This is a genomic window from Streptomyces sp. NPDC006207 (genome assembly GCF_040613835.1).
Classification (GTDB): Bacteria; Actinomycetota; Actinomycetes; order Streptomycetales; family Streptomycetaceae; genus Actinacidiphila.
This window is the reverse complement of record NZ_JBEXSX010000011.1, coordinates 79,457-105,526: the sequence shown is the minus strand read 5'-3', so window position 1 is coordinate 105,526 and position 26,070 is coordinate 79,457. Positions and strand designations below refer to the sequence as shown.

The following is a 26,070-nucleotide window of genomic DNA, read 5'->3' as shown; positions in this document are numbered from 1 at the left end:
ACAACGCGGTTCGAGGATGGTCAGTCTAGGCGCGGCGGGTGCCGTGCGTCACCGGGCCCGCACGCGTGCGCCGAGCGATTGGTATGGACATGACTAATCGTCACCTCTAGGCTCGCGACGACGTCAGTTTTGAGAGCGCTCTCACGACCTCCCCTGCACCACTTCCTCCCACACCAGTTAGGGGAACTGCCATGAGACGCAGGATCAGCGCGCGTGCCGCCCTGTCCGTGCTGCTCGTCCTGGCGGGACTGGGCGCGACCTCCACCGCGCTCACTCCCGCCGCCGCCTCTCCCGCCACGGGGAGCGCACCCGCTTCCGCCGCCGGCACGCCGTCCGCCGGGCTCGTCCGGGCCCTCGCCGGAGACCTGGGCCTGAGCGAGGCGCAGGCGCGCGAACGCCTGCGCGACGAGGCCGCCGCCACCCGTCTGGAGCCCGCCGCCCGGCGTGCCGCGGGCGCGGACTACGGCGGGTCCTGGTTCGACGCGCGCACGGGCGCCCTCGTCGTCGCCGTGACCGGCGAACGCAAGGCCGCGGCCGTCCGCGGGACCGGGGCGGCCGTACGGGTCGTCGAGCACTCCGCGGGCGAACTCGACGCGGCGAAGGCGGTCCTGGACCGCCGGGCCAGGGCGGGGGCCGCTCCGGCGGCCGTGACCGGCTGGCGCGTCGACCCGCGGGCCAACCGCGTCGTCGTCGACGTCCGCGCGGGCGCGCGGGACACCGCGGCGGTGCGCGCCTTCGTCGCCTCCGCCCGCCGGGCCGCACCCGGCGCCGTCGTCACCTCGGTACGCCGGGCCGCGCAGGCACCGGCGACGCTCTCCGCGGGGACGGTCGGCGGGGACCCGTACTACAGCCACAACATCCGCTGCTCCATCGGTTTCTCGGTGTACGGCGGCTTCGTCACCGCCGGGCACTGCGCCCAGCCCGGCGCCGCCGTGTACGGCTGGGACGGCTCCTACGTCGGCGCCTTCCAGGGCGGCACGTTCCCCGGCAACGACTACGGCTGGGTCAACGTCGGCAGCGGCTGGTGGACGGTTCCGGTGGTGCTGGGCTGGGGCACCGTCCCCGACGCCCTGGTGCGCGGCTCCGCCGAGGCGCCGGTGGGGGCGTCGGTCTGCCGGTCCGGGTCGACCACGCACTGGCACTGCGGCACCATCCTGGCGAAGAACGAGACCGTGAACTACAGCCAGGGCAGCGTGTACGGCCTGACGAAGACGAACGTGTGCGCGGAACCGGGCGACTCCGGCGGCTCGTTCATCAGCGGCGACCAGGCCCAGGGCGTCACCTCCGGAGGCTGGGGCAACTGCTCCTCCGGAGGCGAGACCTGGTTCCAGCCCGTCAACCCGATCCTGGCCCGTTACGGCCTGACCCTGCACACCGCCTGAGGCAGGTGCTCTTTCAGTGTCCCGTCGCGCCCTCGCGGGCGCGGCGGGGCATCAGGAAGGCGGCCGCCAGGGCCGCGACGAACGCGGCCGCGGCCATGAGCGCCGTCCACTGGGTCGCGGGCACCGTGCCCCCGTCGGCCGCGTACGAGAAGAACGCCGTGCCGAGCACCGCGACACCGACCGAACCGCCCAGCTGCTGCACGGCGTTGAGGACACCCGAGGCCGAGCCGGTCTCGCGCTCCTCGACGTCGGCGAGGGCGATGTCGAAGAACGGCGCCATGACCAGGCCCATCGCGAAGCCGTTCAGCAGGAGGGCGGGCAGCAGCTGCCAGGTGGTGGCCCCCTGGCCCGCCAGGTGCACGGTGAGCGCCAGCGCGGCGACGGCCACCGCCGACAGCGCGAAGCCGGCCTGGATGGTGCGCCGGCCGTACTTCGGGCCGAGGACGGCACCGGAGAGGACCGCGCCGACGACCGTGCCGGCGGACCAGGGGATCATCGACGCCCCGGCGTGCAGGGCGCTGTAGCCGAGCCCGACCTGCAGGTGCAGGGTGAGCACGAGCATCAGCCCGCTGATCGCCGCGAAGAAGGCCACGCCCACCACGAGCGCGGCGGAGAAGCCGCGGTGGCGGAAGAGCCCCGGCTCGACGAGCGGGGAACCGCCCCGCGCCACCAGGCGCCGCTGGTACCAGGCGAAGAGGCCGAGCACCGGGACCGCGCCCGCCATCGACAGGTACGTCCACAGCGGCCAGCCCAGGTCGCGGCCCTGGACCAGGGGGTACACCAGCATGAGCACCCCGAGGCTGACCAGCGCCGACCCCGGCAGGTCCAGCCGCGGCGCGTGCGGCGAGCGGCCCTCGGGCAGGATGCGCAGCGCGACGGCGAAGGCGACGGCGCCGAGCGGGACGTTGATCAGGAACACCGAGCGCCAGCCGGAGCCGAACAGGTCGGCGTCGGTGAGGAAACCGCCGAGCACCGGCCCGGCGACCGCGGCGAGCCCCATGACCGGCCCGAAAGCGCCGAAGGCCGCCCCCTGCTCCTTCGGCGGGAACATCTGGCGCAGGATGCCGAGCCCCTGCGGCACCATCATGGCGGCGAACAGCCCCTGCGCGGCCCGCCCGCCGATCAGCATCCCCGCGGAGCCCGCGGCCGCGCACAGCGCGGAGCACACCGTGAACCCGGCGAGCCCGACGAGGAACATCCGGCGGCGGCCCACGATGTCGCCGAGCCGCGCCCCCGTGATCATCAGCACGGAGAAGGCCAGCGTGTAGGCGGCGGTGATCCACTGGATCTGCGTGGAGCTGCCGCCGAAGTCGGCGCGGATCGAGGGCGAGGCGACGCCGACGATCGTGGCGTCGAGCAGATCCATGATCTCGACGGCGAGGATCACGGCCAGCCCGAGCTTGCGCAGGGGGTGGCCGACGGCCGGGGGCGCCGGCGGGGAGGGGGCTTGGGTGGTCATGGGGGCCTCCGCGGGATAGGGCGAACGGCGTTCGTTTTGAACGAACAGTGTTCTAGAAGACGAACAGTGTTCGTGTCAAGTACGCTGTTCGTGTTCCGCTCCCGGAGGTGCGCAGCACGTGACATCGGTCCCCGTCCCGCCCTGGCGCGCCGAGCGCAAGAAGGCCCCCCGCCGCAGCCTCAGCCGCGAGGCGATCGTCAGCGCGGCCCTGCACGTCGTCGACGCCGAAGGCCTCGACGCGCTGAGCATGCGCCGGGTCGCCCAGGAACTGGACACCGGCGCCGCCTCGCTCTACGCGCACGTCGCCAACAAGGAGGAGTTGCTGGAGCTGCTCCTCGACCGCATCCAGGCCGACGTGACCCGCCCCGAGCCCGACCCGCAGCGGTGGCAGGAGCAGATCAAGGAGATGGCCCGGCAGGGCCGCCGCGTCCTCGTCGCCCACCGCGACCTTTCGCGAGCCGCCATCGGCCAGGGCATCCCCTTCGGCCCCAACGCCCTCCTCAACGCCGAGGCCATGCTCGCGATCTTCAAGGCCGGCGGCCTGTCCGACCGGGTCTGCGCCTACGGCGTGGACGCCCTCGCGCTCTTCGTCACCGCCACCGCGGTCGAGGAGAGCCTGCGCAACAGCCAGGGCTTCGGCGGGACGGGCGTCCCCCTCGACGAGCACATCGCCCGCATCCGCGAGTACTTCGGCTCGCTGCCCCCCGCGCGCTTCCCGCACATCACGGGCATGGTCGACGCCCTCATGCGCGACGAGGGCGACGAACGCTTCGAGTTCGGCCTCGACCTGCTCGTCTCCGGCCTCGCCCGCCACGCCCCGGCCTGACGCCGGGCCTCTGCGGCTGCCGCGTAGGGGGGCACGTACTCGGCCGGAGCTGAGTACGTGCGCTCTGGCCGGTGCCCGGGCGGGGCGGGACGCTCGGGTCATGCGCCCATCAACAGTGAATCCCGCTTCCCGGTTGTTGCCGATCCTCCTGCCGGCCGTCGTCGCGTCGGCCGACTGGGCTGCCTGGCTGGGCTGGGACAGCCACCGTGATGTGCAGCCCGACGGCACCGTGACCGGTCCCTACGAAGCCTGGCAGGTCGCAGGGCTGGTTGTGACGCTCGTGGCGGTCGTGTGCTGGGCCGCGTCCCGCGGCTTCGTCATGGCCGCCGTGCTCGGCACCACGCTCGGCCTGACCGCCGCCGCCTTCGTCGACTGGTCGGACGACTCAAGCGGCCTCTTCGTGGTCGGCGTCGGGATGGTCCTGACCGGGAGCCTCGTCGTGACGGCCGTCATCGCCAAGGTGGTCGCCTCCGTGACAGGGGACGGACGAAGGACGAGGGCCTGACGGCCTGCACCCACGCCAGGGCGTGGGGGGTGGTGGTGCCCGCGGGACCAGAATTCACCGCAACGACGTTGTAATGAAAACATCCGGGGCCCTAGTCTCCGAGCAGGACGGCGACGGGGAGGTCGGCATGGGGACGGGTTCCGCACCCGCGGACACACGGATGATGGGGATCGTGCACGGCGCGCTCCGCCGTGACCTGGAGCGCACGCGGACGGTGTTGTCCACCGAGCCGCATCCGCAGCCGGGGCAGGGGAGCGCGGTCGGCCGGCACGTCGTGTGGCTGATGGAGTTCCTCCACGCGCACCACATCGGCGAGGACGAGGGACTGTGGCCGCTGGTGCGCGAGCGCGACCCGGCCACCGGGCCGCTGCTGGACTCGCTGGACGCCGACCACCGCCGGATCACCCCGGCGGCCGTGACCGTGACGGACGCCGCCCGGCGGTACGCGGAGACGGCCTCCGACCAGGCGCGCGTCAGACTGCTGGCGGCGCTCGACGCGTTGACGGCCGTGCTCGTACCGCACCTGGAACGCGAGGTCGAGCAGGCCATGCCCGTCGTGTCGGCCACCCTCACGCAGGACGCGTGGCGTGACTGGGACCAGCGGTACAACGTGAAGTCCAAGTCGTTCAGGCAGCTCGGCATGGAGGGGCACTGGCTGCTCGACGGCATCGACCCCGAGGGGCACCGGATCGTGGTCGCTCTGGTGCCCCCCGTTCCGCGCTTCATCCTGCTGCACGGCTTCGCCCGCGCCTACCGGCGGCGCCTGGCGCAATGGTGGCGGCCGCAGGACCCCGAGCGGGGCGGGGCGGTCCGCTGATGGCGGAGCAGGAGGAGCCCCGGGCGCGGCGCGCGTACCGGTCACCGCGACGCGAGCAGCAGGCGGGGGAGACCCGGGCCGTCGTGCTGGCCGCGGCCGTCCGGCTGTTCGGCGAGCGGGGGTGGGCGGCGACCGGGATGCGTGACGTCGCCCGCGAGGCCGGGGTGTCGGTCGAGACGGTGTACGCGGGCTTCCGGTCCAAGGGCGAGCTGCTGATGGCCGCGCTCGACGTCGCCGTCGTCGGCGACGCGGAGCCCGAAGCGCTCGCCGAACGCCCGGAGTTCGCCGGACTCGCGTCGGGGACCCGGCAGGAGCGCATCGCCGCCGCTGCGCGGCTGGTCACCGCCATCCACCGGCGCACCGCCGGTGTGCACCTCGCGCTGCGCGAGGCGGCCGCCTCCAACGGCGACCTGGCGGGGAAGCTGCGGGACAACCAGCGGCGCCGGCGCGTCAGCGTCGAGCAGGGCCTGACCGGCGTCACGGGGCGTGCGGTGACCCGGGAGGAGCTCGACGGGGTGTGGGCCGTCCTCGGCGTCGAGGTCTACCACCTGCTGACCGGGATCTCCGGCTGGACACCGCAGCAGTACGAACAGTGGGTGGCCGGTGTCATCGACCGGCTGCTCGACGCGTGAGACCCGAGCACACGACCTGGAGGGGGAGGAACAGTGAGGGGTAACGACAGGGAGCGGGGCGTCGCCCGGACGTGCCGCACCGAGGTGGTCGTCGACGCGCCGGCCGAGGCCGTGTGGCGCGTCGTCGCGGACGTGACCCGGACCAGCGAGTGGAGCCACGAGTGCCACCGGGTCACCTGGCTGCGCGGGGCGAGCACGGCGGCACCCGGCGCCCGCTTCCGCGGCCGCAACCGATCGGGCCGGCTGAGGTGGAGCCGGGTCTGCGAGATCGTGGCGTTCGAGGCCCCGCACCGGATCACGTGGCGCACCGTCGCCACCCCGCTCTTCCCCGACAGCACCGACTGGACCATCGCGGTGGAGCCGGCGGGCACGGGGACACGGGTGGTGCAGACCTACCGGATACGGAACACGCCCGCCTGGTTCCGGTGGCTCGTGGGCCGGCTGGTCCCGGCCCACCTCGACCGCAGCGGTGACCTCACCGGCGACCTGCGCCGCATCGGGACGATCGCCGCCCGCGACGCGCGGACCGCCGCGGCACGGCGCTGAGGACGGGCCGGCGGCCGGGAAGCCTCAGCGGGGCGTGCGGATCGCGAACACCCCGATCGTGGCCAGGGTGAGGACGACCCAGGCGAACCACACCCATCCGTTGGGGCCGAGCGCCACCGTGTACGCGGTCACGGCGACCAGACACGCCACCGTGCACGTGATCATCGCCTTGGCAGGTGTGGGCATCCCTGGCCTCCTCCCCGGGGGCCGCGCGGCGGCGGCCCGGACTCCATGGTCCCGCCGCCGCCCGCCGTGCGCTACCAGTCGCCGTCGGTGACCTGACCCTCGTCCCCCAGCTGCTGCACCTGACCCGGGTGCGGCGCCACCCACGGCGACTCGTCCTCGCCGAGCCAGTCGCCGACCGGCTTCACCTGGGTGAGCGTGCCGGGCGCCGCCAGGTCGTCGGCGTCGGCGTCGTAGTAGTCGAACCAGGGCAGTCCGGCGGCGGTGTACGCGGCGCGGTCGACCGGGGAGGGGGGAGCCGGTTCGCCGGTGATGCGGCGCCATTCCGGCACCGTCGTCAGGTGGACGTAGACCCGGCCCGAGGGCTTGCCGCGCCAGTCGGAGGGCTTGCGGTCGTCACGGTAGACCTCCTGCCGCATGCGGCCGCCGGCGCCCAGCCCCATGGAGACCGGGGACCGTCCCGCGCCCCCCGCCCGGCGCGCGGCGCCCCCCGGACGCGGGACGCTCCCCGGGGCCGGCGGAGGGGCGGCCGCCGGGGCGGCCATCGGCATCGCCCCCGGGGCGCCGCCGTAGCCGCCGAAGGCCGCGCGACGCGTGCTCTCCCGGCGCCGCTGCTCCGCCACCCACGCCGCCAACTGCTCCTCGCCGAGTTCGGTCACCTGCAACTGCACCCCGCCCCAGACCTCCTCGCCGGTGACCTGGCCCTCGACGGTCGCGCCCAGACCCAGGGGCACGGCCACGAACTGCCTGATCGTCCCGGAGCCCGAGTTGATGCCGTCCAGCCACGGCTGGCGCGGCAGCACCACGTAGTTCTGCGGGTCCTGCGACAGCCGGTCGCTCCACGGCCGCCCCGACACCGCGCACACCTTGCCGACGCCCACCTGGAGCGCGGCCGGCGCGGAGGCCGAGAAGCTGAGCCACATGGCCTCGCGCTGGTAGACGGGCAGCATGACCCCGCCCCGTGCGAGCCATTCCCGGGGGGCGGTGTCGGGGTGGTCCGAGACCCGGCGCAGCGGGAAGGTGCCGATCCCGGGTGGGAGCGGATGCGTCCCCGTCTCCGGCAGCCGCAGGGTGCGCATGAAGCGCACCGTGACACCGCCCGGCAACTGCAGCGCGTCGCCCGATATCCGTACCTGGTCGCCCATCGCGGGCCTCCCTTCGCGGCGGGCGGCCCCGTCAGCCGCGACCCCGTGCCTCCAAGGATGCCAAGTACGCGTTGTAGGCTGCCAGTTCCGCGTCGCCGTCGCGGTCCGCGGCGCGGTCCTTGCGACGCGCCTGGCGCTGGTCGGAGGTGTACCACTGGATCAGCAGCGCCACGAGGACGATCACCGACGGGATCTCGCTGAACGCCCACGCGATGCCGCCGGCCGCGGTCTGGTCGTCCAGCGCGTCGATCCCCAGCGAGGCGGACGGGTGCTTGAAGGCGCCGATCATCGGCTCGCTCGCCATCATCAAGGCGATGCCGAAGAAGGCGTGGAACGGCATCCCGGCGAACAGTTCGAGGATGCGCATCACATGGCTCGGCCGGTTCGGCCCCGGGTCCACGCCCATGATCGGCCAGAAGAACACCAGGCCCACGGCGAGGAAGTGGACCATCATCGCGATGTGCCCGGTCCGGCTGCCCATCAGGGTGTCGAACAGCGGCGTGAAGTAGAGCCCGTACAGGCTGGCGATGAACAGCGGGATGGTGAACGCCGGATGCGTGATCACCCGCAGGTAGCGGCTGTGCAGCAGCGCCACCAGCAGCTCCCGCGGGCCCTTGCGGCCCCGTCCCGCCGTCGGCAGCGCCCGCAGCGTCAGGGTCACCGGGGCGCCCAGCAGCAGGAGGATGGGGGAGACCATGCTGACGACCATGTGCTGCACCATGTGGACGCTGAACATGACCATGCCGTAGTCGTTCAGCGCGGTGCACATCACCAGGGCGATGGACAGCACGCCGGCGACGAAGGCGACGATCCGTCCGGCCGGCCAGCGGTCGCCGCGCCGCAGCAGTCGTACGACGCCCCAGCCGTAGAGCGCGAGCGCGAGCAGACAGCCGGCCAGGAAGACCGGATCCCCGCTGAACTCGAGCCCCCGGCCGAGGGTGAACGGCGGGAGCTCCGCCGTCATCCCGTGTCCGCCGTGGTCCATCCGTCACTCTCCTGTCGTGCCTGCCGCACGCACCGCGCCGTCGGCAATGTGCCGGTTGGGGCGGGTGCGCCCGCACCAGACTAGAACCGCCCCCGGTCGCGCTCGCGACCGGGGGCGGTTCCAGGAGTGTGTCAGCGCGTCACAGCACGCACTCGGCCTCGACGTAGCGCTCGGCGGGGACGGTCTTGAGGTGCTCGACGGCGGTGGCGAGGGGCACCAGCGTGATGTCGGTGCCGCGCAGCGCCGTCATCATGCCGAAGTCGCCGTTGTGCGCGGCCTCGACCGCGTGCCAGCCGAAGCGGGTGGCCAGCACCCGGTCGTAGGCGGTGGGGGTTCCGCCGCGCTGCACGTGGCCGAGGATGACCGGGCGGGCCTCCTTGCCCAGCCGTTCCTCCAGCTCGATCGAGAGCCGGGTGGCGATGCCGGTGAAGCGCTCGTGGCCGTAGACGTCCTTGACGCCCGACTCGAACTCCATCGTGCCCTCGCGCGGCTTCGCGCCCTCGGAGACCACGACGATCGCGAACTTCTTGCCCGCGGAGAAGCGCTCGCCGACCCGCTGGGTCAGCTCCGCGACGTCGAAGGGGCGCTCCGGCACGACGATCGCGTGCGCGCCGGCCGCCATGCCGGAGTGCAGGGCGATCCAGCCGGTGTGGCGGCCCATGACCTCGACGATGAGCACGCGCTGGTGCGATTCGGCGGTGGTCTTCAGGCGGTCCAGCGCCTCGGTGGCCACCGTCACGGCGGTGTCGAAGCCGAAGGTGACGTCGGTGGAGGCGATGTCGTTGTCGATCGTCTTGGGCACGCCCACGATCGGCAGGCCGTTGTCGGACAGCAGCCGGGCGGCCTTGAGGGTGCCCTCTCCGCCGATCGGGATGATCGCGTCGAGACCCAGGTCGGCGACGTGGCCCTTGGCCCGCTCGACGCCGTCCCGCAGGTGCTCGGGGCGGACCCGGGAGGAGCCGAGGATGGTGCCGCCACGGGCCAGGATGCCGCCGACCGCGTCGAGGTCGAGCTTGCGGTAGTCGCACTCGAGGAGGCCCTTCCACCCGTCGTGGAAACCTATGACCTCGTCCCCGTGGTCGACGACCGCGCGGTGCACGACCGACCGGATGACGGCGTTGAGGCCGGGGCAGTCGCCGCCGCTCGTCAGCACACCAATACGCATTTGCTCGTTACTCCTGAAAGATCGATCCGGGCGCCGGACGCCGTCGTCCGGATGGACCCGCGGCGACGCGCACCGCTGCTCACTACGTTATCGAGCCGGGCGCGGGCGGCGGAAACGCCGCCCGCACTGCGGACACAACCCGGCCCTGGCCCCGTTTCCCCCGGTCGGACCCGCGACGTTGCGGACCTCAGGCGGGCTGGGACGCCGCCGCGATGCGCTCGGCGCGCAGCGCCTCGTACCACTGGTCGTCGACCGGCGGCAGCGCCCTGACGTCCATCGCCAGCTTGATCAGCATGTCCGCGATCTGCGGGTTCCGGGCCATGACGGGGCCGTGCATGTAGGTGCCGAAGACGGTCTCGTTGTACGCGCCCTCGGTGCCGTCGCCGGTGCCGTTGCCGTTGCCGAAGCGGGTCCGTGCCAGGGGGCGGGCGTTCTTGCCGACGTGCGTGACGCCCTGGTGGTTCTCGAAGCCGGTCAGCGGGGGCAGACCGAGGACGGGGTCGATGTCGGCCAGCACGTCGCCGACGCAGCGCTCGCCCTCGCCGCGGACGCTCACGACGTCCAGCAGGCCCAGGCCCGGTTCGGGACGGCCGAGGTCGTTGACGAACTCGTGGCCGATGATCTGGTAGCCGGCGCACACCGAGAAGACGATGGCGCCGTTGTCGACCGCGCGGTTCAGCCCGCCGTCGCGGCGCAGCCGCTCGGCGGCCAGCCGCTGCGGGCGGTCCTCGCCGCCGCCGATGAGGTAGATGTCACCGGAGGTCGGGATCGGCTGGTCGGACCGTACGTCGATCCGGGTGACCGGCACCCGCCGCTGGCGGGCCCGGCGCTCGGTGACCAGGACGTTGCCCTGGTCGCCGTAGGTGCTCAGCAGGTCGGGGTAGACCCACACCAGACGCAGGCTGGAGTCGCTCACAGCGTGTTCTCCTGTCGAAACGGGTCTTCGGTCAGTTGCCGACGCGGCGGCGCAGGTCCTGGAAGGCGGTGTAGTTGGCGATGGCCTCGATCCGGCCGGCCGGCGAGGTGCGCACCGCCTCGTCGAAGTCCCGGCACACCTCGAACTGCAGCCCCGCCACCTCGAGCCGGACCGCGAGGTCCAGCTTGCGGTCGCCGATGACCCGGATCGGGTGACCGGCCAGGCGGGTGTAGTCCACGTCCCACAGCCAGGAGGTGTCCGTGCCGTCGGCCCCGCGGGCGTTCACCGAGAGGATCACGGGGGTGGGCGGGCCGTCGATCAGCGAGAAGGTCTCCAGCCAGCCGGCCGGGTTCTTCGCCAGCAGCAGCCGTACGTCGCGGTCCTGGAAGGACACCACGTCGTAGCGGCCGGCGACGGCCTGCACCTTGTACATCCGCTCCAGGGCGACCTTGGGGTCGACCCCGAACGCGGCCGCCGCGGCGGCCGACACGGCGGCGTTGGACTTGTTGGCGCGGCCGGGCAGCTGGAGCTGGATCGGCCACGCGGACCCGTACGGGTCGATCACGTGGTCGCCGGACAGCGCCCAGGTCGGCGTCGGGCGGCGGAAACCGCACTCGCCGCAGAACCAGTCCTCGGCCGGCCGCTGCAGGACACCGCCGCAGGAGGGGCAGGACCAGGCGTCGTCCTTCCACTCCTGGCCCGCCGCGACCCACACGACGGTCGGGCACGAGGAGGCGGCCCAGGTGATCAGCGGGTCGTCGGCGTTGGCGATGATGATGGCGTCCGAGCCGGCCAGGCCCTCGCGCCACTTCTCGGCGAGCATGCGGGTCTCGGCGGCGCGGTCCAGCTGGTCCCGGGAGAGGTTGAGCAGGGCGATGGCCTTGGGCTTGACGTCACGGGCGACGCCGGCCAGGTACTTCTCGTCGACCTCGATCACGCCGTAGCGGGCCTCGGAGCCGCCGGCGAGCGCCGAGGTGATGCCGGCGGGCATGTTGGCGCCCAGGGCGTTGGAGACGACCTCGCCGTTGGCGCGCAGCGCCTCGGCGAGCAGCCTCGTCGTGGTGGTCTTGCCGTTGGTGGCCGAAACGAGCACGACGTCGAGATGGGTCGCCAGCCGGGCCAGCAGATCAGGGTCGAGTTTCAGGGCGACCCGGCCGCCGATCACCGATCCGCTGCCGCGCCCCGCCGCCCGCGACACTGCCGCCGCGGCCTTGCCCGCCGTCACGGCCAGCTTCGCCCGCGGCGACAGTGGCTCCGCATTGCCTGCCATCGTCTCCACATCCTCCTCGCGTCCGGCCCCGCTCACCTCCCCGGCCGTCGGGCCGGAGTGCGTGCCCCGGGCCGTTGCACCGGCCGGAAGGCATCGGTCGCCGATCAGCCTATCCACTTCCCCCACCGGCGCTGAAACGAGCCGCCCCCGTACGCTGGCCCGCATGCCACACGCCCCCATCCCCGGCAGCTCCGGGACCGTCCGCCCGATGCGGCTGCTGGGTGACCCCGGGCTCCGGGAGCCCTGCCGCGACGTGACCGTCTTCGACGCCGAACTCGCCCGTCTCGTCGAGGACTTGTTCGCCACGATGTACGCGCACGACGGGGTGGGGCTGGCCGCGAACCAGATCGGCGTGCCGCTGCGGGTGTTCGTCTTCGACTGCCCGGACGACGAGGACGTCCGGCACCTCGGCTACGTGGTCAACCCCCGCGTCGTGCACAACGAAGGGGTCGTGGTGACCGGCGAGGAGGGCTGCCTGTCGCTGCCGGGCGTCCACGCGGGCACCGCGCGGCACGACGAGACCGTCGTCGAGGGCGTCGGCACCGACGGCGCCCCGCTGCGCGTGGAGGGCACCGGCTTCTTCGCCCGCTGCCTCCAGCACGAGTGCGACCACCTCGGCGGCGGCCTGTTCGTCGACCGGCTCACCGGCCTGCGCCGCCGCCGCGCCCTGCGCGCCGTCCGCCGGGCCCCCTGGGGGCCGCCCGGTGACGACACGACCTAGAGGCGCGGCGCGCCCGGGCGGTCGCCCACGGCGGCGAGGCGGCCCCAGAGCAGGTCCGCGAGGTGGCGGACGAGGACGTCACGGGCGACGGGGCGCTCGCCCAGCCACCAGTCCCCGGCCGCGTGCATCATGCCGACGATGCCGTGGCCCCAGACCCGGGCCGCCACCTGGCCCTCCGGGCCGAGGTCGAGGCGCTCGGCGATGACGTCGGCCAGTTCCTCGCCCATGCGGCGCAGCACGGGGGCGGAGTGGCGGCCGATGTCGAAACCGCGGTCGGAGTCCGCGGTGCTCTCGGCGGGGTGCATCAGGAAGCGGTAGACCTGCGGCCGGGCCTCGATGGCCGACAGATAGGCGTCGAGGGTGGCCTCCACGCGGTCGCGGCGCTCGTTGGGGGCGTCGAGGGCGGCGCGCAGGTTGGCGAGCAGGGCGTCGGTGTGCCGCTTGGCCAGGGCTCGGTAAAGCCCGCTCTTGTCGCCGAAGTGACGGTACAGAATGGGCTTGGTGATGCCCGCCTCGGCGGCGATGGCGTTCATGGACGCCTCGGGGCCGTCACGCAGCACGACGCGGTCCGCGGCCTCGAGCAGCTCCCTGCGCCGCTCCTCCGCCGCGGACGGCGTCCGCCGCTCCTGCCGCTGGCTGGTGTCCACCCGAGCCTCCCCGCCCGTTCGAATTTCCTCGCGCCTGCGCAACGTAACACCCCTCGTCCGGTTGACATCCCTTACCAGCCGGTAACACACTGGCGTTACCGCAAGTAACAAGCACGTGGAGGGGACGATGGGCGACTTCTCGCTCGAGCTCAACGACGACCAGAAATCGGTGCGCGACTGGATCCACGGCTTCGCGGCCGACGTCATGCGCCCGGCTGCGGCGGAGTGGGACGAGCGCGAGGAGACCCCCTGGCCGGTGATCCAGGAGGCCGCGAAGATCGGACTCTACTCGCTCGACTTCTACGCCCAGCAGTACTTCGACCCGACCGGCCTCGGCATCCCGATCGCCATGGAGGAGCTCTTCTGGGGCGACGCGGGCATCGGCCTGTCCATCGTCGGCACCGGCCTGGCCGCCGTGGGCGTCCTGGCCAACGGCACCGAGGAACAGATCGGCACCTGGATCCCCCAGATGTACGGCGACGTCAACGACGTGAAGGTCGCCGCCTTCTGCTCCTCCGAGCCCGACGCGGGCTCCGACGTCGGCTCGATGCGCACCACCGCCGTGTACGACGAGGCCAAGGACGAGTGGGTGCTGGCCGGCACCAAGACCTGGGCGACCAACGGCGGCATAGCCAATGTCCACGTCGTCGTCGCCGTCGTCGACCCGGAGCTCGGCTCCAAGGGCCACGCCTCCTTCATCGTGCCGCCGGGCACCCCCGGACTCTCCCAGGGGCAGAAGTTCAAGAAGCACGGCATCCGCGCCTCGCACACCGCCGAGGTCGTGCTGGACGACGTCCGCATCCCGGGGAGTTGCCTGCTCGGAGGCAAGGAGAAGCTCGACGAGCGCCTCGCCAGGGCCCGCGAACGGGCCAAGGGCGGCGAGCGGGTGAAGAACGCCGCCATGGCGACGTTCGAGGCCTCCCGCCCGGCCGTCGGCGCGATGGCGGTGGGCACCGCCCGCGCCGCGTACGAGGTAGCCCTCGACTACGCCACGACCCGCACCCAGTTCGGCCGCCCCATCATCGACAACCAGGGCGTCGCCTTCCAGTTGGCCGACATGCGCACCCAGATCGACGCGGCCCGCCTGCTGGTCTGGCGCGCCTCCTGGATGGCGATCTCGGGCAAGCCCTTCACCTCGGCCGAGGGCTCGATGTCCAAGCTGTACGCGAGCGAGACGGCGAAGAAGGTCACCGCCCAGGCCATCCAGATCCTCGGCGGCAACGGTTTCACCCGCGAGTACCCGGTGGAGCGCATGCACCGCGACGCCGCCATCTACACGATCTTCGAGGGCACGAGCGAGATCCAGCGCCTCGTCATCGCCCGCACCCTGTCGGGCATGCCGATCCGCTGACGTAACGCTACAGCGGGACACGCGTAGAGTCACCACCCAAAAGCGGCCCTCCCGGCGATCCGGGAGGGCCGCTTCGCGCCGCCAGAAGACGGGTCACGCGACATCTGGGAGATTCTTGGGAGATCGTTTACGGCGGGGAGGCTGGAACGGGGGATAGGGCCCGAACTCCCGCCGATCCACGACCACCCTCAGCGAGTCCTCCCACAACCGCTGCAGGTAGTCGGCGATCGCCAGCTCCATCGGCAGCGTCACGTGCGAGTACGTGCCCTCTACGCCCTGCAGGACGTGCCCCATGCGGGCCTCGACCGCCACCCGAGGGTGGTTGCCCTCGTCAAGCCAGACTTTGTGGCTGTGCCGCAGCCCGTGCGGCACCATGCCCTCCACGCCCTGTACCGGCCGCACGCCGGCGCGGGCCTTCGCGCCCCGCACGACGCCGCGGGGCGCCAGGCCGTCTACGACCGGCCGCCAGGTCTCGGCGTACCAGTCGCCGCCGCGGAGTAGCCGGCCGCCCTTGGGGGCGGTGAAGAGCCACTCGGAGTCCGGCCGGTACCCGGCCAACTGCCGCAGGAGGTCGGCGAGGAACTGGGGGATGATCAGGCCGCGGCCGGAGTCGTACTTGTTGCCGATCTCGGTGAAGACGCCGTCGACGTACTGGGACTGCTGCACGGAGTGAATGCGGGCCCCGGTGCCGCTGTCGTCCAGGGCCAGCTGGTCGCGGTGCAGGCCGGCCAGCTCGCCGATCCTGAGGCCCGTATAGGCCGATGTCAGGACGATGGCGTACTCGTTGATGCCGCGCATCTGCAGGGCGTTCCGGGCCACCAGCAGGGCCTGCCTGGGGGTCGCAATGACCTTCTCGTCCTTCGGCTTGGGCTTGAACTTGCCGCGTCGCCCGCTCGTGCGCGTGGCTACCGGATTGTCGCCCCGCAGCTTCGAGGCGACGGCATCGTCCATCATCGTCCGGAAGGTCGAGATGATGCCGTCCGCGTAGTTCTTGCTGAGCTTGGCCCGCAGCCGCTTCTCCCAGGTGGTGACCCCAATGACGGCCAGGTCGCGGACGGCTACGCTGCCCCACTCGGGCAGGATCTGGTTCTTCAGCCGGAGCCGATACTCCTTCTCGGTGAGCGGCCCCACGTCGATGGACTCGATCCACTGCTCTGCCCACTCGGCAACGGTGATCCGCCCATCACGGGGGTTGATGAAGGTACCGCGGCCGACGTCGGTTTCCATGGCGTGCCCATAGGCCTCGGCGGACCGCTCGGTGGTGAACCGATTCCCCGCCTCGTCCCGGGATGCGGATGCCCACTTGCCGTTGGGCAGAAGGTACTTCACCCGCCAGTACCAGCGCTTGTCCCGCTTGGACCAGCGCCTCTCGGCATGTGCCATCGTTCACCTCGCCGTGTTCCTACTGTGCCTGCGGGCCGCCCTGTGTGGGTTGGGCGGCCCGTCGCAGGCGTCTGGCTCGTGAGTCAGCCGGCGTTGGGGTCTTCGCCGCTGCGCTTCGTCCAGTGCTTGGACGCTTCCCGCATCATGGTCTCGAATCCCAGGACCCCGGCGGGCTTAATTGCACTGCGGCAGAACACGTAGTCCGAGAAGTGGTCGGTGGCGTTCACGGCGATCCGCACACCGGGGGGCAAGTCTTCTCCGTAGCCGGCCCTGACTTCTACAGGGTGCCACTCGGCGGGTGCCTCAGTTCTGGGTACCCACTGGCGGGCCTGGATCTCCAGGGCGTGTGAGAACTCGTCGAGGAAGTCCTCCTCGATGATGTCGTCCGGGTTGAAGCAGATGTTGACCAGCAGTCCCCCCGTGCTGTCGTCGTACACCGGATCTATCTTCGCTTCGCCGCTGGCAACGGCGTTATCGAGCTTCACGCGGACACGCATCGGTCACCTGACCCAGTCCGAGTGGTGGCACCTCTCGATGGCGTTCAGTCATGCAACCACAACTTTTGGTCACATGTGGAGGCTTCTTGCGTAACTGAGGCCTCGTTTGTTACGGAGCGTTCGATTCCAGTTACTCATCCTGATCGTCGGCGATCCGGCGCAGCTTCCGCTCCGCCCGCCGCACCTCATCCATGTACTGCCGGATCTGCGCTGGGGTAGCCGTCGACGGCGCCTTGATCACAACGATCAACTGTGCGCCAGAGTCATCACCCGGTGACAGGTCGTACACGCCAGTGTCCAAAACCTGCCCCTCCTCAAGCTCCGCACGGATACGGGCGGGCAAATGACCAAGGCTCCCGCCTCCGGCTTGCCCCACCTCATTCCTAGGTGGTGCGGCCGGTCGGTCAGGGGTGTCGGCGAGGGTTGGGTCGCCGCCATTGAGGACGGCCTCGGGGGAGTCGTCTGTCCAGCCCACAAGGCGCGCAAGTCCGCGCACTGTGGGGGTGACCCGCTGGAACGTCTTGCCGCCTTCGATGGCTTGCACGGTGGCGAGGGAGACGCCGGCCAGCTCGGCAAGCTCCCCTTGGGTGAGCTTCTTCGCCTTGCGGGCGGCCTGCAGGCGGTCGCCGAGCCTGATCCAGTTCCACGTCATGTCTACACATGATGCCTTACTTCTCTGCAACCACCTAGGCGAGATTCAGGCTTTTGACCTGCATGTTAGAGGGGCTTCTGGGGGCTTTTGGTTGCACAAGTGCCACCCGAGGTAGAGGTTTGCGCCCCCCACCCCACCTAGATCACCCAGAAACTGTGGCCACAATGTAGGCAGAGCGCTTGTGTTGCGCCCCTAGAAGGCCTAGATTCTGGGTGTGACGTTGAACGGCCCCGCAGTTCGTGCGATCAGAGAAGCCCAGAAACTAGGCCTTCGCGCGCTCTCCGACCTGACCGGCCTCAATCGCGGATACCTGTCCCGACTCGAAACCGGCAAGGTCCGCCAGCCGGCCGAGGAGAAGGTGCAGCGCATCGCGGACGCCCTGCAGGTGCCGCCCGAAGCCATAGACCCAAGAGAGGAGACGCCGTGACCGCCGAGGCCCACAAGAGGCCCCCCACCCCCGACGAGACGACGGGCGGCGAGAACGAGTTCAGGCACTACACCCCAGAAGAGCTGGTCGACCCCGACGGGGAGTTCCGCTTCCCGACCACGGTCCGAATGCTCAAGGAGATGGCCTACAAGCGCCAGATCCCCCGTAGCCGGATGGGCGGGCGCGTGACGTTCCGCCTTCCCCACATCCGCGCTATCGCCGAGCTCTTCGACGAGCCGGCCATGGAGAAGCCCAAGCGCAAGACCCGCGCCGCCGCTTAGGCGGTCTGCGGCCGACGCCGGGAGGCAACCCGACGCCGGCCTGATCCACCACACCCGTAGCTAGAAACAGAGAGGTGGACCATCACCATGGTCGCATCCCGAAGCAAGCTCCCCGAGATCGTCCGGCAGACGCCGGTCATCACGGACACCAAGAACCTGCTCGTCTCCACGGTCCGAATCGGTGGCGGCTACTACGACACCGTCGTCTTCGACGAGAGCGCCGACAAGCGGCACGCCGGGTTCTTCCTCGGCGGCTACGTCATCAACAAGTCCTCGAAGGCCGCGGGTAGCCGCGAGTCCGCCATGGACGACCACCGTGAGGCGCTGTACGCGGCCCGCACCGAGGAGCCCAAGGCCCCGCAGGCGGTGCAGTCGTGAGCGCCCCGGCCGTCGACCCCGCCGCCTTGTCGTCCCTGCTGGCTGGCCAGCGTGCCGCCGTCGAGTCGGAGGGCGCCCTGCTCGAGCAGCGCCACCAGCTCCTCGACCTGGATGCCGACTCCGTGTGGACCCTGCCCGGCTGCATCCCCGCCTGCCCGCCCCGCGAAGAGGAGAAGGCCGCATGAACGCCCGCGACTGGCCGTTCGGGGACGACGCCATCGAGAACGACCCGCTGACCGCAATGCGGATCCCGGTGGTGACCAGCTTCAACCCGATGTGGCGCTACGTCGCCGCCTACCTCGGCACCAACGCCGACATCGGCAGCGACTGGGAACCGTCCTGGCCGTTCGCCAGCACCGAGCGCCCCACCGACGCCGAGACCCGCATGCTCGCCTCCTACCTGGAGGAGCACCGGAACTATTGGTTCGGCAACGGCGGCTACGCCCGCAAGATGGACGAGCGCCCGCTCGACGTCGACTCCGGCTGGAACACCACGGTCTTCATCAAGTACGGCACCGACGACTGGGGCTACCGCCGCTGCTCCTGGGAGTACGGGCCGACGTTCGTGCCGACAGCGCCCCACTCGCGCGGTACGCAGTACGCCCACGCCAAGCATCCCGGCCCGCTGCCGCTCGAGCAGGTCATGGACCTCGTCCACACGATCGTCGACGAGCCCATGCAGCACTGGGTGGAGTGGAAGGCCCAGCACCCCGAGGTCTTCCCCGCGGACAAGGCGGTTGCGTCGTGAGCCCGCTGCAGGCCGAGCTGGCCACGAACCGCCGCCAGTCCCTCATAGCCGCCCTGGACGCCGAGTTCCTCGCCCAGCACGGCCCCGAGGCGACGTGGCCGCCCGCCGTCGCCGATGAGTACGACGCCCTCATGGACGGCCTGTTCCGCGCCGCTTGCCCCATCACGGAGGTGGCGTGAGATGTCTGACCTGATGTTCCGCGCGATCGCGCACTCGCGGCACCTGGACGCTGACGGCCGCCGCCTGTTCTGGCTCGGCTTCAACGCCGGACGCGCGGCGGCCGCGGACGAGAACACGGCCCGCGAACTGGAACGCCTGATCTCCGAGCACCCCGCGCAGGCCGCCGGCTACCTCGAAGGCCTCGCCGCAGCCCGGGCGGTGGCGTGATGGCGATCTCCGTTCCCGTACTGCGGGAGTCGCTGGCCGACTTGGCTGACGCGCCGAGCGAGGTGCGTGAGGCCGCCGGGCGAGAGCTGCTGTACGCGCTCCGCCTCATACCCCGCCCCGCCGACCCGGAGCCGGACGAGGACGACGGCCCGTGGTGCCTGCCCGCGCACCTCGCCCCGTCCCGCCGCCAGCGCCTGTCCTACGCCGCGCTGCAGGCCCCGTTCCGGCCCGCCCTGTGGGCCGTCTGCGCCGCCCTCATCGCCACCGCCACCACCACACACCTGACCAGGGGGAACCGCAATGCCTGAGACGACCGCCGTCTGCGCCGACTGCCGGGAGATGCAGGCCAACCGCGCCTGGGTTCTCCGAGCCCTCGGCCACCCCGACTGCCTGGCCGCCATCAAGGCCGAGCGGCAGGCAGCCCGCACATTCTGGATCCGCATCAACCCGCAGGGCTGCGTCGAAGGCTCCGCCCTCGGCGAGTACGTCGGCCCGCTGGTCGACGACGCGCACAAGCAGTTCACGCCGAAGATCAAGGACCGGCGTCGCGAGGCCGCCGAGGGATACCGGCACGAGCTCATCGGCTACGACGAGTGGAAGCAGCGCGCCGAGCCCTGCCTGATGAGCGCCTGCCAGCACCGGAAGCAGGCCGCGTCGTGATCGGGCTCATCGTCTTCGCCACCGCCGTGGCCGTGATCTGGACGGTCCTGTACATCGCCTACTTCCGCAGCGGCAGCACCATCCACGCCGCCACCGGCCAGCAGGAGCCGTACACGGCCCAGCAGGACGACCTCGGCCCGTTCTTCGACGACTACCAGCCCGACACCCGCAGCGACTTCCAGCGGTCCGTCGACGCCGGCTTCATCCAACTCCCCGACTTCACCAAGAGGGGCGACCGCTGATGGACCGCATACGCCACGCCCGCCTCCGCCTCGCCACCACCGGCGGACCCCTCGGCGCCACCCCCGTCGAGATCGCCGACCAGACCACCACCACCAACGACCTCCGCATCGCCCTCAACGCAGCCCGCGGCATCCCCCTCGACGACCTCGACCCCACCACCGGCCACGTCAAGGAGGCGTCGTGAAGCTGCTCGCAGTCCTCGACCGGATCGGCCAGCCCGGCAACGGCAAGCGGCAGGCCAACCCCCTCGAGCGCGCCAACGCCGAAATCCAGCGCCTCCGCAACGAGAACGCCCGCCTCAAGAACGTCGAAGGCCTCCTCGACGAAGCCGGCATCGAGATCTCCGGCCTGCGCCTCGACGTCGAGCAACTCGCCAACGAGGCCAAGTTCCAGGCGGGCCGCGCGACCCGGGCCGAGGCCGACAACCGCCGGCTCGTCGCATCGCTGAAGAACACGCAGAAGGCCCTCAAGGACGCGCAGCCCCGCATCACCACGGTGCCCGCCCTCGACCGGCCCTACGTGCCCGGCGAAGTGATCCTGCCGTACCGGCTGCCCGCCGGGTCGGACACCAGCAACGAGGACACGCAGAACCTGGCGCTCCTCGACCTGCCGCTGTCCGTCCAGCTCGCCACCGCGGGCGCCGTCACCGTCTCCGGCGGCATCTGAGACCGGCCCGCGCCGCGCATGACCACGTGGCGCCGCGCGGGCCCCACAAGAAGAGCCCCCGACGCTCGAACCGCCGGGGGCACCCAACCCCAGCATCCCACGGAGAGATCACATGGACACCGTCCCCTACACCATCCACCGACTCGGCGAGACGACCACGGTCGACGCCGTCCACCCCGTGCCCGGGCTGTACGTCTACCGCACGCCCGAGCAGATGCGGAACCCGAACCACCCCTACCAGTGGGTGATCGGACACTCCTCCGGCCGCGCCATCGCCGCCTTCGAGTACGAGGCCGACGCGATCTCCGTGGCCCACGAGCTCACCAGCTTCACGAACTGGGACCGCACCGCCGAGGAGCTGCTCGCCGACGACCTCCTCGACCCGCAGGAGATCGCCGACTACGTCGAGGGCGTCACCCCGGGCGTGTTCATGACCGCCAACCGCCGCGCCACGCAGGCCGCCTGAGCCCACCCGACCAGCCGCAGGGCGCGCCCCCACGCCCGAGCGGCACCCCAGGGCCCCGCTCCCCAGACCACCCCCCTGTCGGGGAGCGGGGCCCGCCCACCAGCCATCCCGAAAGCAGGAGCACATGGACACCAGCGACCGCACCGCCCCCACCGTCATCGAATGCGCCGCCTGCGAAGACCAGGACGGCCCCTTCAAGCCCGTCGACGGCATCTACATCTGCGAGACCTGCCTCAACATCGCGGACGACGCCCAGTGACCGCCGCCGTCGAGGTCGAGCCGCCAGCCATCGTGGACGGCCTGTCCGCGGAGGCGTACCACCGGGACACCAAGTCGATCTCCTCGTCCGGCCTGCGTGCCCTCCTCGACCCGGGCTGCCCCGCCCAGTTCAAGTGGGACCGCGACAACCCGCGGCCGGCGAGGGCCGAGTTCGACTTCGGGCACGTCGCACACACGCTCGTCCTCGGCGAGGGCGACGAGGTCGAGATCGTGGACTTCCCGGACTGGAAGAAGACCAAGGCCCAGGACAAGCGGAAGGCCGCGCACGCCGCAGGCCGTATCCCGATCCTCACCCGGGACTACGAGACCGCCCAGGCCATGGCTGCCGCAGTACGCCAGCACCCCATAGCCGGGCCCCTGCTCGCCCCCGGCACCGGCATCGCTGAGCGCTCCATCTACTGGACCGACCCCGCCACCGGCGTCCGCTGCCGTGTCCGCCCCGACTGGCTCAAGCAGCTCCCCAGCCTGACCCTCTGCGTCGACTACAAGACCACCAAGGACGCCAACCCCAAGGCCGTCTCCAAGGCCATCCGGGACTACGCCTACCACCAGCAGGACGCCCTCTACCTGACCGGCATCGAAGCCGCCGGCCTGGCCCCGGAGAACGCCCGGTTCGTCTTCGTCTTTCAAAGCAAGACCGCGCCCTACCTGATCACCGTGCGCGAACTGTCCGAGGCAGACCGCACCATCGGCCGCGCCCGCAACGAGAAGGCCCTGCGCATCTACGCCCAGTGCGAATCCACCGGCGAATGGCCCGACTGGACCGGCCCCGTCACCGACATCCCCATGATCTCGCTCCCGCCCTGGGACGCGAAGGCACAAGCCGAGGAGTACATGCAGTGAACAACGAGATCGCCACCCGCGACGACCAGCAGGCCGTCGCCACCACCACCCCGCCGGTCCCGGCACCGCAGCCGACCGCGGGCAGCACCGCCCTCGTCGCCTGGGCGCAGGAAGCCGAACTCGCCTACCAGATGGCGCAGAAGCTGGCGAACACCTCGTTCGTCCCGGCCACCCTGCGCGGCAAGCCCGGCGACATCACCGCCGCGATCCTCGCTGGCGCCGAGCTCGGCATGAAGCCCATGGCCACCCTCAAGTCCATCGACGTCATCCAGGGCACCCCCGCCCTGCGCGCCCACGCCATGCGGGCGATCGTCCAGCAGCAAGGCCACGACATCGAGCTCGTCGAGTCCACCCCCGAGCACTGCGTCATGCGGGGCCGCCGCCGGGGATCCGAGACCTGGCAGACCGTCGAGTGGACCATCCAGCGCGCCGCCCAGATGAAGCTCACCGACAAGGCGGAGTGGAAGAAGCAGCCGCAGAACATGCTCGTCGCCCGCGCCACCGGCGAGCTGTGCCGACTCATCGCCTCTGACGCCCTCCACGGCATGGCCTACGTGTCCGAGGAGCTCGAAGGCACCACCCACGCCGAGGTGCTGCAGCCGAAGGCCCCGCTGTCCGTCACCGCCCTCACAGCACCAGCTCCCGCCCCCGCGCCGGCCGCGGACTACTCGGTCGAGATCGGCGCCGGAGACGGCACCTGGGACGACGAGGCCGTCAACGACTCCACCGACTGGCCCCCGGCCACACAGCCCCCGCAGTAGCCCGCACACACGACGGCCGCCCCGCGGGCAATGCGGGGCGGCCACCCCTGGAGGATCCCATGACCCGCCGCCTCACCCCTGCCGAGCGTCTCGCCGCGACCGAGCGGGACACCACCCTCGACCAGCTCATGGCCAACGCCTCCAGCTGGGACCAGTTCCTCGTCGAGCAGGCCATATTCCTGACCGGCCTGCAGAGCGACACCTTCACCGCGAACGACCTGCGCGACCTGCTCCCCGACATGGGGCACGGCTTCCTCGGCGTCGCCATCAACGCCCTCCGCACCTCCGGCGTCATCGCGAAGATCCCCGGCGCCGAAGTGCCCTCCACGTCCCCGGCCACCCACGGCCACGGCCTCAAGGTGTGGCACCTCACCGCCCGAGGCCACCGCATCGCCGCCGCCCGCTACCACCGGACGGAGGAAGCCGCATGAAGCCGTACCGCGTTCTCGTCACCGGAAGCCGCACCTGGGACGACATCACCACCATTGGCGCGGCCATCGAGCAGGCCGTCATCGACGCCGCGGGCCGCCCCGTCCTCGTCGTCCACGGAGCCTGCCCCGGCGGCGCCGACTGGCACGCCGACCACTACGCCCGCTGGATGCGCGGCAAGGGCTGCGCTGTCGACGTCGAGCAGCATCCGGCGAACTGGACCCTGAACGGCAAGCGGGCCGGGTTCATCCGCAACGCCCTGATGGTCAACCTTGGCGCCGACGTCTGCCTCGCCTTCATCAAGGACGGCTCCCGAGGCGCCAGCCACACTGCGGCGCTCGCCGAGCAGGCCGGGATCACCGTCAGGCGGTGGACCGCATGACCGCCATCAAGGACGCCGTCGCCGCCATGGCCGTGCCCGCCGCCTACGTGGGCGCCGTGACGGTCGCCACCGCGGCCGCCTGGGCCGCCTGGCGCGCACTCCGGGCAGCCGCCCGCCGCATAGCCCGCTCCTTCGCCAAAGCCAACGACACCGTCGCCTGGGCCCGCAGCACCGCCGCGGCCGACGACGAGGAGGCCGACGCCATGGACCGGCACCTCGACGCCTGCGAGATCGAAGACCTCGAGTGGCTCTACCACCAGCCCTCCTACCAGCGAGAGGAACAGCCGTGACCACCGCCGCCCGCTACCAGCCGCTCGGGGCCAGCAACAGCATGCGGCTCCGCCCCCGCCTCTACATCTGGGACGAGCGCATCCTCGACGACCCGCGCTACGACATCGTCGCCATGGAACGCGCCCTCAACGGCGAACCCACCCCCCTCAACGACGCCGAAAAGTACGCCACCGCCCGCATCCTCTACCGGCAGCTCCGCCACATCGACGACCTCGCCCGCCGCAACAAGCTCATCGCCGAACGCGTCGACGTCGCCGACCGCACCGTCCTCCGCTGGGCCCGAGCCGGCTGGATCGACCGCGACTTCACCCCGGACGGCGCCACCATCACCGGCAGGTTCAAGACCGACAGCCCCGCCGACCGCATGGCCGCCCGCACCCGCATGGAAAACGGGCACCTCATCTGGACCGGCCCCCTCAGCAAGAGCGGCCAGCCCACCTTCGGCTACGGCAAGAAGAACCTCCTCGCCGGCCGCATCGCCTACCAGCAGCACACCGGCTGTGAAGCCGTCGGGATGGTCCGCTCCACCTGCGGCAACGTCCGCTGCCTCCTCGGCGAACACCTGGCCGACCTGCCCAACCCGTGCAGCTCGTCCCGGCCCAAGGCGGTGGCCGCATGAGCGCCTGGATGAACCAGGCCCGCTGCCGCACGGTCGGCGGCCCCGACCTCATGAACCACGACGCCGTCGGCAACAAGGGCGCCCGCCTCGACGCCAAAGCCAAACAGGTCTGCGCCCCCTGCCCCGTCCGCGAACAGTGCCTCAACTACGCCATGCAGGCAGAAGGCACCTACGCCGTCAGCTTCCGCGGCGGCATCTACGGCGGCACCACCCCCGCCGAACGCGCCGCCATCGCCCGACCCTCCCGAGCCAAGGGAGCCGCAGCGTGACCCCCCGCACCTTCGCCACCGTCGAGGACAAGTGGCGGTCCAAGCTGCAGCCCGTCGACGGCGGCCACCTCGTGTGGACCGGACGGCTCGGCGCCAACGGCAACCCGATCCTCGACTACAAGGGCAAGAGCTACCAGGCCGGGCGCATCGCCTACCGCCTGCGTACCGGCCGCGACCCCGTCGGTCCCGCCCGCCGCAGCTGCGACGTCCACCTGTGCGTCGCGCCCGCCTGCGTCGACGACGCCAACGACCGGATGCGCGTCCGTGTCCAGCTCCGCGCCCTCGACGGCTTCAACAGCCCGGCCGGCGGCGTCTGCGGCAACGGCCACGACCTCACCGAACACCGCCGCTACCGGCCCGACGGCAAGCCCTACTGCAACGCCTGCAGCAACAACCACCGCACCGCGGCCTGACAGCACAAAGCCCCGCGGGAAACCGCGGGGCCCAGGAGAAGAGGGAGGAGGGGAAATGTCAGTCGTCAGCAGCCGGCCGCTTGGGGCGCCGAATAACGCGGCGGGGCTTCGGCGTGGCGTCCGGGTCGGGCGCGATCTTCGCGACCCATTCGCGGGTGAAGCCGGACAGGCGGGCCAGCTCCGACGGCCCCTTCCCCAGCTCGTTGCGGCCTTCTACGAGGAGTGCGCGCACCTCGGCGTCCGCCTTGTCGAAGGCGTCCTTCGCGCGGGTGCGCTTCTTCACTGCAGCCTGCAGCCGGTCCTCGTAGGTCTCCATGCAGCACATGGTGACACAGAGTGCGCTGGTCGCGCTACGTATCCGCGTATGACACTCGCGAACGGCATCTGCGAACGGTATTCTCATCTCTGGGTCCGCGGAGACGCGGAGCTGAAGCCCCCGTAGGGGC

At 71.5% G+C, this 26,070-nt stretch carries 42 protein-coding genes; 30 read left to right on the top strand and 12 right to left on the bottom strand.

Translation table 11 applies throughout. The features are described from left to right. Window positions 1-191 precede the first annotated feature (191 nt). On the top strand, window positions 192-1,382 hold the full coding sequence (locus ABZ312_RS11795) for a S1 family peptidase (protein WP_500437445.1): 1,191 nt from the start codon (window positions 192-194) through the stop codon (window positions 1,380-1,382). Between the two features lie 13 nt (window positions 1,383-1,395). On the opposite strand, the gene ABZ312_RS11790 is transcribed toward ABZ312_RS11795, so the two are convergent. Beyond that, complete coding sequence (locus tag ABZ312_RS11790) at window positions 1,396-2,841, bottom strand: MFS transporter (protein WP_500326875.1); 1,446 nt, start codon at window positions 2,839-2,841, stop codon at window positions 1,396-1,398. A gap of 118 nt (window positions 2,842-2,959) precedes the next feature. Here ABZ312_RS11790 and ABZ312_RS11785 point away from each other — a divergent pair, with 118 nt between their 5' ends. The 5 genes from ABZ312_RS11785 (at window position 2,960) to ABZ312_RS11765 (ending at window position 6,167) form a co-directional block, all read left to right on the top strand. Beyond that, entirely contained in the window at window positions 2,960-3,667 is a 708-nt protein-coding gene (locus tag ABZ312_RS11785; protein WP_500326877.1) for a TetR/AcrR family transcriptional regulator, read from the top strand. A 100-nt stretch (window positions 3,668-3,767) separates the two neighbouring features. Continuing rightward, window positions 3,768-4,172 (top strand): hypothetical protein, encoded by a 405-nt coding sequence (locus tag ABZ312_RS11780; RefSeq protein ID WP_500437443.1) that lies wholly within the window; start codon window positions 3,768-3,770, stop codon window positions 4,170-4,172. 127 nt (window positions 4,173-4,299) lie between these two features. Continuing rightward, window positions 4,300-4,989, top strand: a complete 690-nt coding sequence (locus ABZ312_RS11775) for a hemerythrin domain-containing protein (protein WP_500437441.1) — start codon at window positions 4,300-4,302, stop codon at window positions 4,987-4,989. Beyond that, entirely contained in the window at window positions 4,989-5,621 is a 633-nt protein-coding gene (locus tag ABZ312_RS11770; RefSeq protein WP_500326881.1) for a TetR/AcrR family transcriptional regulator, read from the top strand. The genes ABZ312_RS11775 and ABZ312_RS11770 overlap by 1 nt, the downstream gene beginning before the upstream one ends. A gap of 33 nt (window positions 5,622-5,654) precedes the next feature. Beyond that, complete coding sequence (locus ABZ312_RS11765; protein WP_500437439.1) at window positions 5,655-6,167, top strand: SRPBCC family protein; 513 nt, start codon at window positions 5,655-5,657, stop codon at window positions 6,165-6,167. Window positions 6,168-6,191: 24 nt separating this feature from the next. Here ABZ312_RS11765 and ABZ312_RS11760 read toward each other — a convergent pair whose 3' ends face one another. The 6 genes from ABZ312_RS11760 to ABZ312_RS11735 form a co-directional block, all read right to left on the bottom strand. Continuing rightward, complete coding sequence (locus ABZ312_RS11760; RefSeq protein ID WP_499510335.1) at window positions 6,192-6,353, bottom strand: hypothetical protein; 162 nt, start codon at window positions 6,351-6,353, stop codon at window positions 6,192-6,194. Window positions 6,354-6,424: 71 nt separating this feature from the next. Next, window positions 6,425-7,495, bottom strand: coding sequence for a hypothetical protein (locus tag ABZ312_RS11755; RefSeq protein WP_500326883.1), 1,071 nt, complete (start codon window positions 7,493-7,495; stop codon window positions 6,425-6,427). A gap of 31 nt (window positions 7,496-7,526) precedes the next feature. Next, on the bottom strand, window positions 7,527-8,480 hold the full coding sequence (locus tag ABZ312_RS11750) for a cytochrome c oxidase assembly protein (protein ID WP_500326885.1): 954 nt from the start codon (window positions 8,478-8,480) through the stop codon (window positions 7,527-7,529). A 139-nt stretch (window positions 8,481-8,619) separates the two neighbouring features. Then, window positions 8,620-9,645 (bottom strand): 6-phosphofructokinase, encoded by a 1,026-nt coding sequence (locus ABZ312_RS11745; protein ID WP_499510332.1) that lies wholly within the window; start codon window positions 9,643-9,645, stop codon window positions 8,620-8,622. Between the two features lie 187 nt (window positions 9,646-9,832). After that, entirely contained in the window at window positions 9,833-10,561 is a 729-nt protein-coding gene (locus tag ABZ312_RS11740) for a type 1 glutamine amidotransferase (RefSeq protein WP_500326886.1), read from the bottom strand. Between the two features lie 31 nt (window positions 10,562-10,592). After that, window positions 10,593-11,831, bottom strand: coding sequence for a MurT ligase domain-containing protein (locus ABZ312_RS11735; RefSeq protein WP_500326888.1), 1,239 nt, complete (start codon window positions 11,829-11,831; stop codon window positions 10,593-10,595). Between the two features lie 163 nt (window positions 11,832-11,994). Here ABZ312_RS11735 and def point away from each other — a divergent pair, with 163 nt between their 5' ends. After that, on the top strand, window positions 11,995-12,552 hold the full coding sequence (gene def / locus ABZ312_RS11730; RefSeq protein ID WP_500326890.1) for a peptide deformylase: 558 nt from the start codon (window positions 11,995-11,997) through the stop codon (window positions 12,550-12,552). Here def and ABZ312_RS11725 read toward each other — a convergent pair. Beyond that, a complete protein-coding gene (locus ABZ312_RS11725) occupies window positions 12,549-13,199 on the bottom strand; it encodes a TetR/AcrR family transcriptional regulator (protein WP_500326892.1) in 651 nt (216 codons plus the stop codon). The genes def and ABZ312_RS11725 overlap by 4 nt on opposite strands. Window positions 13,200-13,326: 127 nt before the next feature. Here ABZ312_RS11725 and ABZ312_RS11720 point away from each other — a divergent pair, with 127 nt between their 5' ends. Continuing rightward, entirely contained in the window at window positions 13,327-14,550 is a 1,224-nt protein-coding gene (locus tag ABZ312_RS11720) for an acyl-CoA dehydrogenase family protein (RefSeq protein ID WP_500326894.1), read from the top strand. Window positions 14,551-14,643: 93 nt separating this feature from the next. On the opposite strand, the gene ABZ312_RS11715 is transcribed toward ABZ312_RS11720, so the two are convergent. The 3 genes from ABZ312_RS11715 to ABZ312_RS11705 all read right to left on the bottom strand — a co-directional run bounded on the left by ABZ312_RS11715 (window position 14,644) and on the right by ABZ312_RS11705 (window position 17,082). Next, window positions 14,644-15,933 (bottom strand): tyrosine-type recombinase/integrase, encoded by a 1,290-nt coding sequence (locus ABZ312_RS11715; RefSeq protein WP_500437437.1) that lies wholly within the window; start codon window positions 15,931-15,933, stop codon window positions 14,644-14,646. Window positions 15,934-16,016: 83 nt separating this feature from the next. Continuing rightward, on the bottom strand, window positions 16,017-16,418 hold the full coding sequence (locus ABZ312_RS11710) for a hypothetical protein (RefSeq protein ID WP_500437436.1): 402 nt from the start codon (window positions 16,416-16,418) through the stop codon (window positions 16,017-16,019). Between the two features lie 142 nt (window positions 16,419-16,560). Beyond that, window positions 16,561-17,082, bottom strand: a complete 522-nt coding sequence (locus ABZ312_RS11705) for a helix-turn-helix domain-containing protein (RefSeq protein WP_500437434.1) — start codon at window positions 17,080-17,082, stop codon at window positions 16,561-16,563. A 214-nt stretch (window positions 17,083-17,296) separates the two neighbouring features. On the opposite strand from ABZ312_RS11705, the gene ABZ312_RS11700 reads away from it, so the two are divergent. The 22 genes from ABZ312_RS11700 (at window position 17,297) to ABZ312_RS11595 (ending at window position 25,624) form a co-directional block, all read left to right on the top strand. Further along, window positions 17,297-17,509, top strand: coding sequence for a helix-turn-helix domain-containing protein (locus ABZ312_RS11700; RefSeq protein WP_500437432.1), 213 nt, complete (start codon window positions 17,297-17,299; stop codon window positions 17,507-17,509). Next, window positions 17,506-17,790, top strand: a complete 285-nt coding sequence (locus ABZ312_RS11695; protein ID WP_500437430.1) for a hypothetical protein — start codon at window positions 17,506-17,508, stop codon at window positions 17,788-17,790. The genes ABZ312_RS11700 and ABZ312_RS11695 overlap by 4 nt, the downstream gene beginning before the upstream one ends. Window positions 17,791-17,877: 87 nt before the next feature. Further along, the gene (locus ABZ312_RS11690) at window positions 17,878-18,168 is read left to right on the top strand and encodes a hypothetical protein (RefSeq protein ID WP_500437428.1); all 291 of its coding nucleotides are present in this window, start codon (window positions 17,878-17,880) and stop codon (window positions 18,166-18,168) included. Beyond that, on the top strand, window positions 18,165-18,353 hold the full coding sequence (locus tag ABZ312_RS11685; protein ID WP_500437426.1) for a hypothetical protein: 189 nt from the start codon (window positions 18,165-18,167) through the stop codon (window positions 18,351-18,353). The genes ABZ312_RS11690 and ABZ312_RS11685 overlap by 4 nt, the downstream gene beginning before the upstream one ends. Next, window positions 18,350-18,916 (top strand): hypothetical protein, encoded by a 567-nt coding sequence (locus tag ABZ312_RS11680; RefSeq protein WP_500437424.1) that lies wholly within the window; start codon window positions 18,350-18,352, stop codon window positions 18,914-18,916. The genes ABZ312_RS11685 and ABZ312_RS11680 overlap by 4 nt, the downstream gene beginning before the upstream one ends. After that, on the top strand, window positions 18,913-19,095 hold the full coding sequence (locus ABZ312_RS11675) for a hypothetical protein (RefSeq protein ID WP_500437423.1): 183 nt from the start codon (window positions 18,913-18,915) through the stop codon (window positions 19,093-19,095). Before ABZ312_RS11680 ends, ABZ312_RS11675 begins: the two co-directional genes overlap by 4 nt. Window position 19,096: 1 nt before the next feature. Next, window positions 19,097-19,303, top strand: coding sequence for a hypothetical protein (locus tag ABZ312_RS11670; protein ID WP_500437421.1), 207 nt, complete (start codon window positions 19,097-19,099; stop codon window positions 19,301-19,303). Further along, a complete protein-coding gene (locus ABZ312_RS11665; protein ID WP_500437419.1) occupies window positions 19,303-19,611 on the top strand; it encodes a hypothetical protein in 309 nt (102 codons plus the stop codon). Before ABZ312_RS11670 ends, ABZ312_RS11665 begins: the two co-directional genes overlap by 1 nt. Then, window positions 19,604-19,963, top strand: coding sequence for a hypothetical protein (locus tag ABZ312_RS11660; RefSeq protein ID WP_500437417.1), 360 nt, complete (start codon window positions 19,604-19,606; stop codon window positions 19,961-19,963). The genes ABZ312_RS11665 and ABZ312_RS11660 overlap by 8 nt, the downstream gene beginning before the upstream one ends. Beyond that, window positions 19,960-20,205 (top strand): hypothetical protein, encoded by a 246-nt coding sequence (locus tag ABZ312_RS11655; RefSeq protein ID WP_500437415.1) that lies wholly within the window; start codon window positions 19,960-19,962, stop codon window positions 20,203-20,205. Before ABZ312_RS11660 ends, ABZ312_RS11655 begins: the two co-directional genes overlap by 4 nt. Continuing rightward, complete coding sequence (locus ABZ312_RS11650) at window positions 20,205-20,390, top strand: hypothetical protein (protein WP_500437413.1); 186 nt, start codon at window positions 20,205-20,207, stop codon at window positions 20,388-20,390. Before ABZ312_RS11655 ends, ABZ312_RS11650 begins: the two co-directional genes overlap by 1 nt. Further along, a complete protein-coding gene (locus ABZ312_RS11645; RefSeq protein ID WP_500437411.1) occupies window positions 20,387-20,872 on the top strand; it encodes a hypothetical protein in 486 nt (161 codons plus the stop codon). Before ABZ312_RS11650 ends, ABZ312_RS11645 begins: the two co-directional genes overlap by 4 nt. 112 nt (window positions 20,873-20,984) lie before the next feature. Continuing rightward, window positions 20,985-21,338 (top strand): hypothetical protein, encoded by a 354-nt coding sequence (locus tag ABZ312_RS11640; RefSeq protein WP_500437409.1) that lies wholly within the window; start codon window positions 20,985-20,987, stop codon window positions 21,336-21,338. A 124-nt stretch (window positions 21,339-21,462) separates the two neighbouring features. Further along, entirely contained in the window at window positions 21,463-21,597 is a 135-nt protein-coding gene (locus ABZ312_RS11635; protein WP_500437407.1) for a hypothetical protein, read from the top strand. Further along, window positions 21,594-22,460 (top strand): PD-(D/E)XK nuclease-like domain-containing protein, encoded by an 867-nt coding sequence (locus ABZ312_RS11630; RefSeq protein WP_500437406.1) that lies wholly within the window; start codon window positions 21,594-21,596, stop codon window positions 22,458-22,460. Before ABZ312_RS11635 ends, ABZ312_RS11630 begins: the two co-directional genes overlap by 4 nt. Then, the gene (locus ABZ312_RS11625; protein WP_500437404.1) at window positions 22,457-23,221 is read left to right on the top strand and encodes a hypothetical protein; all 765 of its coding nucleotides are present in this window, start codon (window positions 22,457-22,459) and stop codon (window positions 23,219-23,221) included. Before ABZ312_RS11630 ends, ABZ312_RS11625 begins: the two co-directional genes overlap by 4 nt. A gap of 59 nt (window positions 23,222-23,280) precedes the next feature. Continuing rightward, the gene (locus ABZ312_RS11620) at window positions 23,281-23,652 is read left to right on the top strand and encodes a hypothetical protein (protein WP_500437402.1); all 372 of its coding nucleotides are present in this window, start codon (window positions 23,281-23,283) and stop codon (window positions 23,650-23,652) included. Continuing rightward, on the top strand, window positions 23,649-24,032 hold the full coding sequence (locus ABZ312_RS11615) for an SLOG family protein (RefSeq protein WP_500437400.1): 384 nt from the start codon (window positions 23,649-23,651) through the stop codon (window positions 24,030-24,032). The genes ABZ312_RS11620 and ABZ312_RS11615 overlap by 4 nt, the downstream gene beginning before the upstream one ends. Further along, entirely contained in the window at window positions 24,029-24,322 is a 294-nt protein-coding gene (locus ABZ312_RS11610; protein WP_500437398.1) for a hypothetical protein, read from the top strand. The genes ABZ312_RS11615 and ABZ312_RS11610 overlap by 4 nt, the downstream gene beginning before the upstream one ends. Further along, on the top strand, window positions 24,319-24,942 hold the full coding sequence (locus tag ABZ312_RS11605; RefSeq protein ID WP_500437396.1) for a hypothetical protein: 624 nt from the start codon (window positions 24,319-24,321) through the stop codon (window positions 24,940-24,942). The genes ABZ312_RS11610 and ABZ312_RS11605 overlap by 4 nt, the downstream gene beginning before the upstream one ends. Next, window positions 24,939-25,211: a WhiB family transcriptional regulator gene (locus tag ABZ312_RS11600; RefSeq protein ID WP_500437394.1), complete on the top strand. Its 273-nt coding sequence runs from the start codon at window positions 24,939-24,941 to the stop codon at window positions 25,209-25,211. The genes ABZ312_RS11605 and ABZ312_RS11600 overlap by 4 nt, the downstream gene beginning before the upstream one ends. Beyond that, a complete protein-coding gene (locus tag ABZ312_RS11595; protein ID WP_500437392.1) occupies window positions 25,208-25,624 on the top strand; it encodes a hypothetical protein in 417 nt (138 codons plus the stop codon). Before ABZ312_RS11600 ends, ABZ312_RS11595 begins: the two co-directional genes overlap by 4 nt. A gap of 58 nt (window positions 25,625-25,682) precedes the next feature. Here ABZ312_RS11595 and ABZ312_RS11590 read toward each other — a convergent pair whose 3' ends face one another. Next, window positions 25,683-25,940, bottom strand: coding sequence for a hypothetical protein (locus ABZ312_RS11590; RefSeq protein WP_500437391.1), 258 nt, complete (start codon window positions 25,938-25,940; stop codon window positions 25,683-25,685). Window positions 25,941-26,070 lie beyond the last annotated feature (130 nt).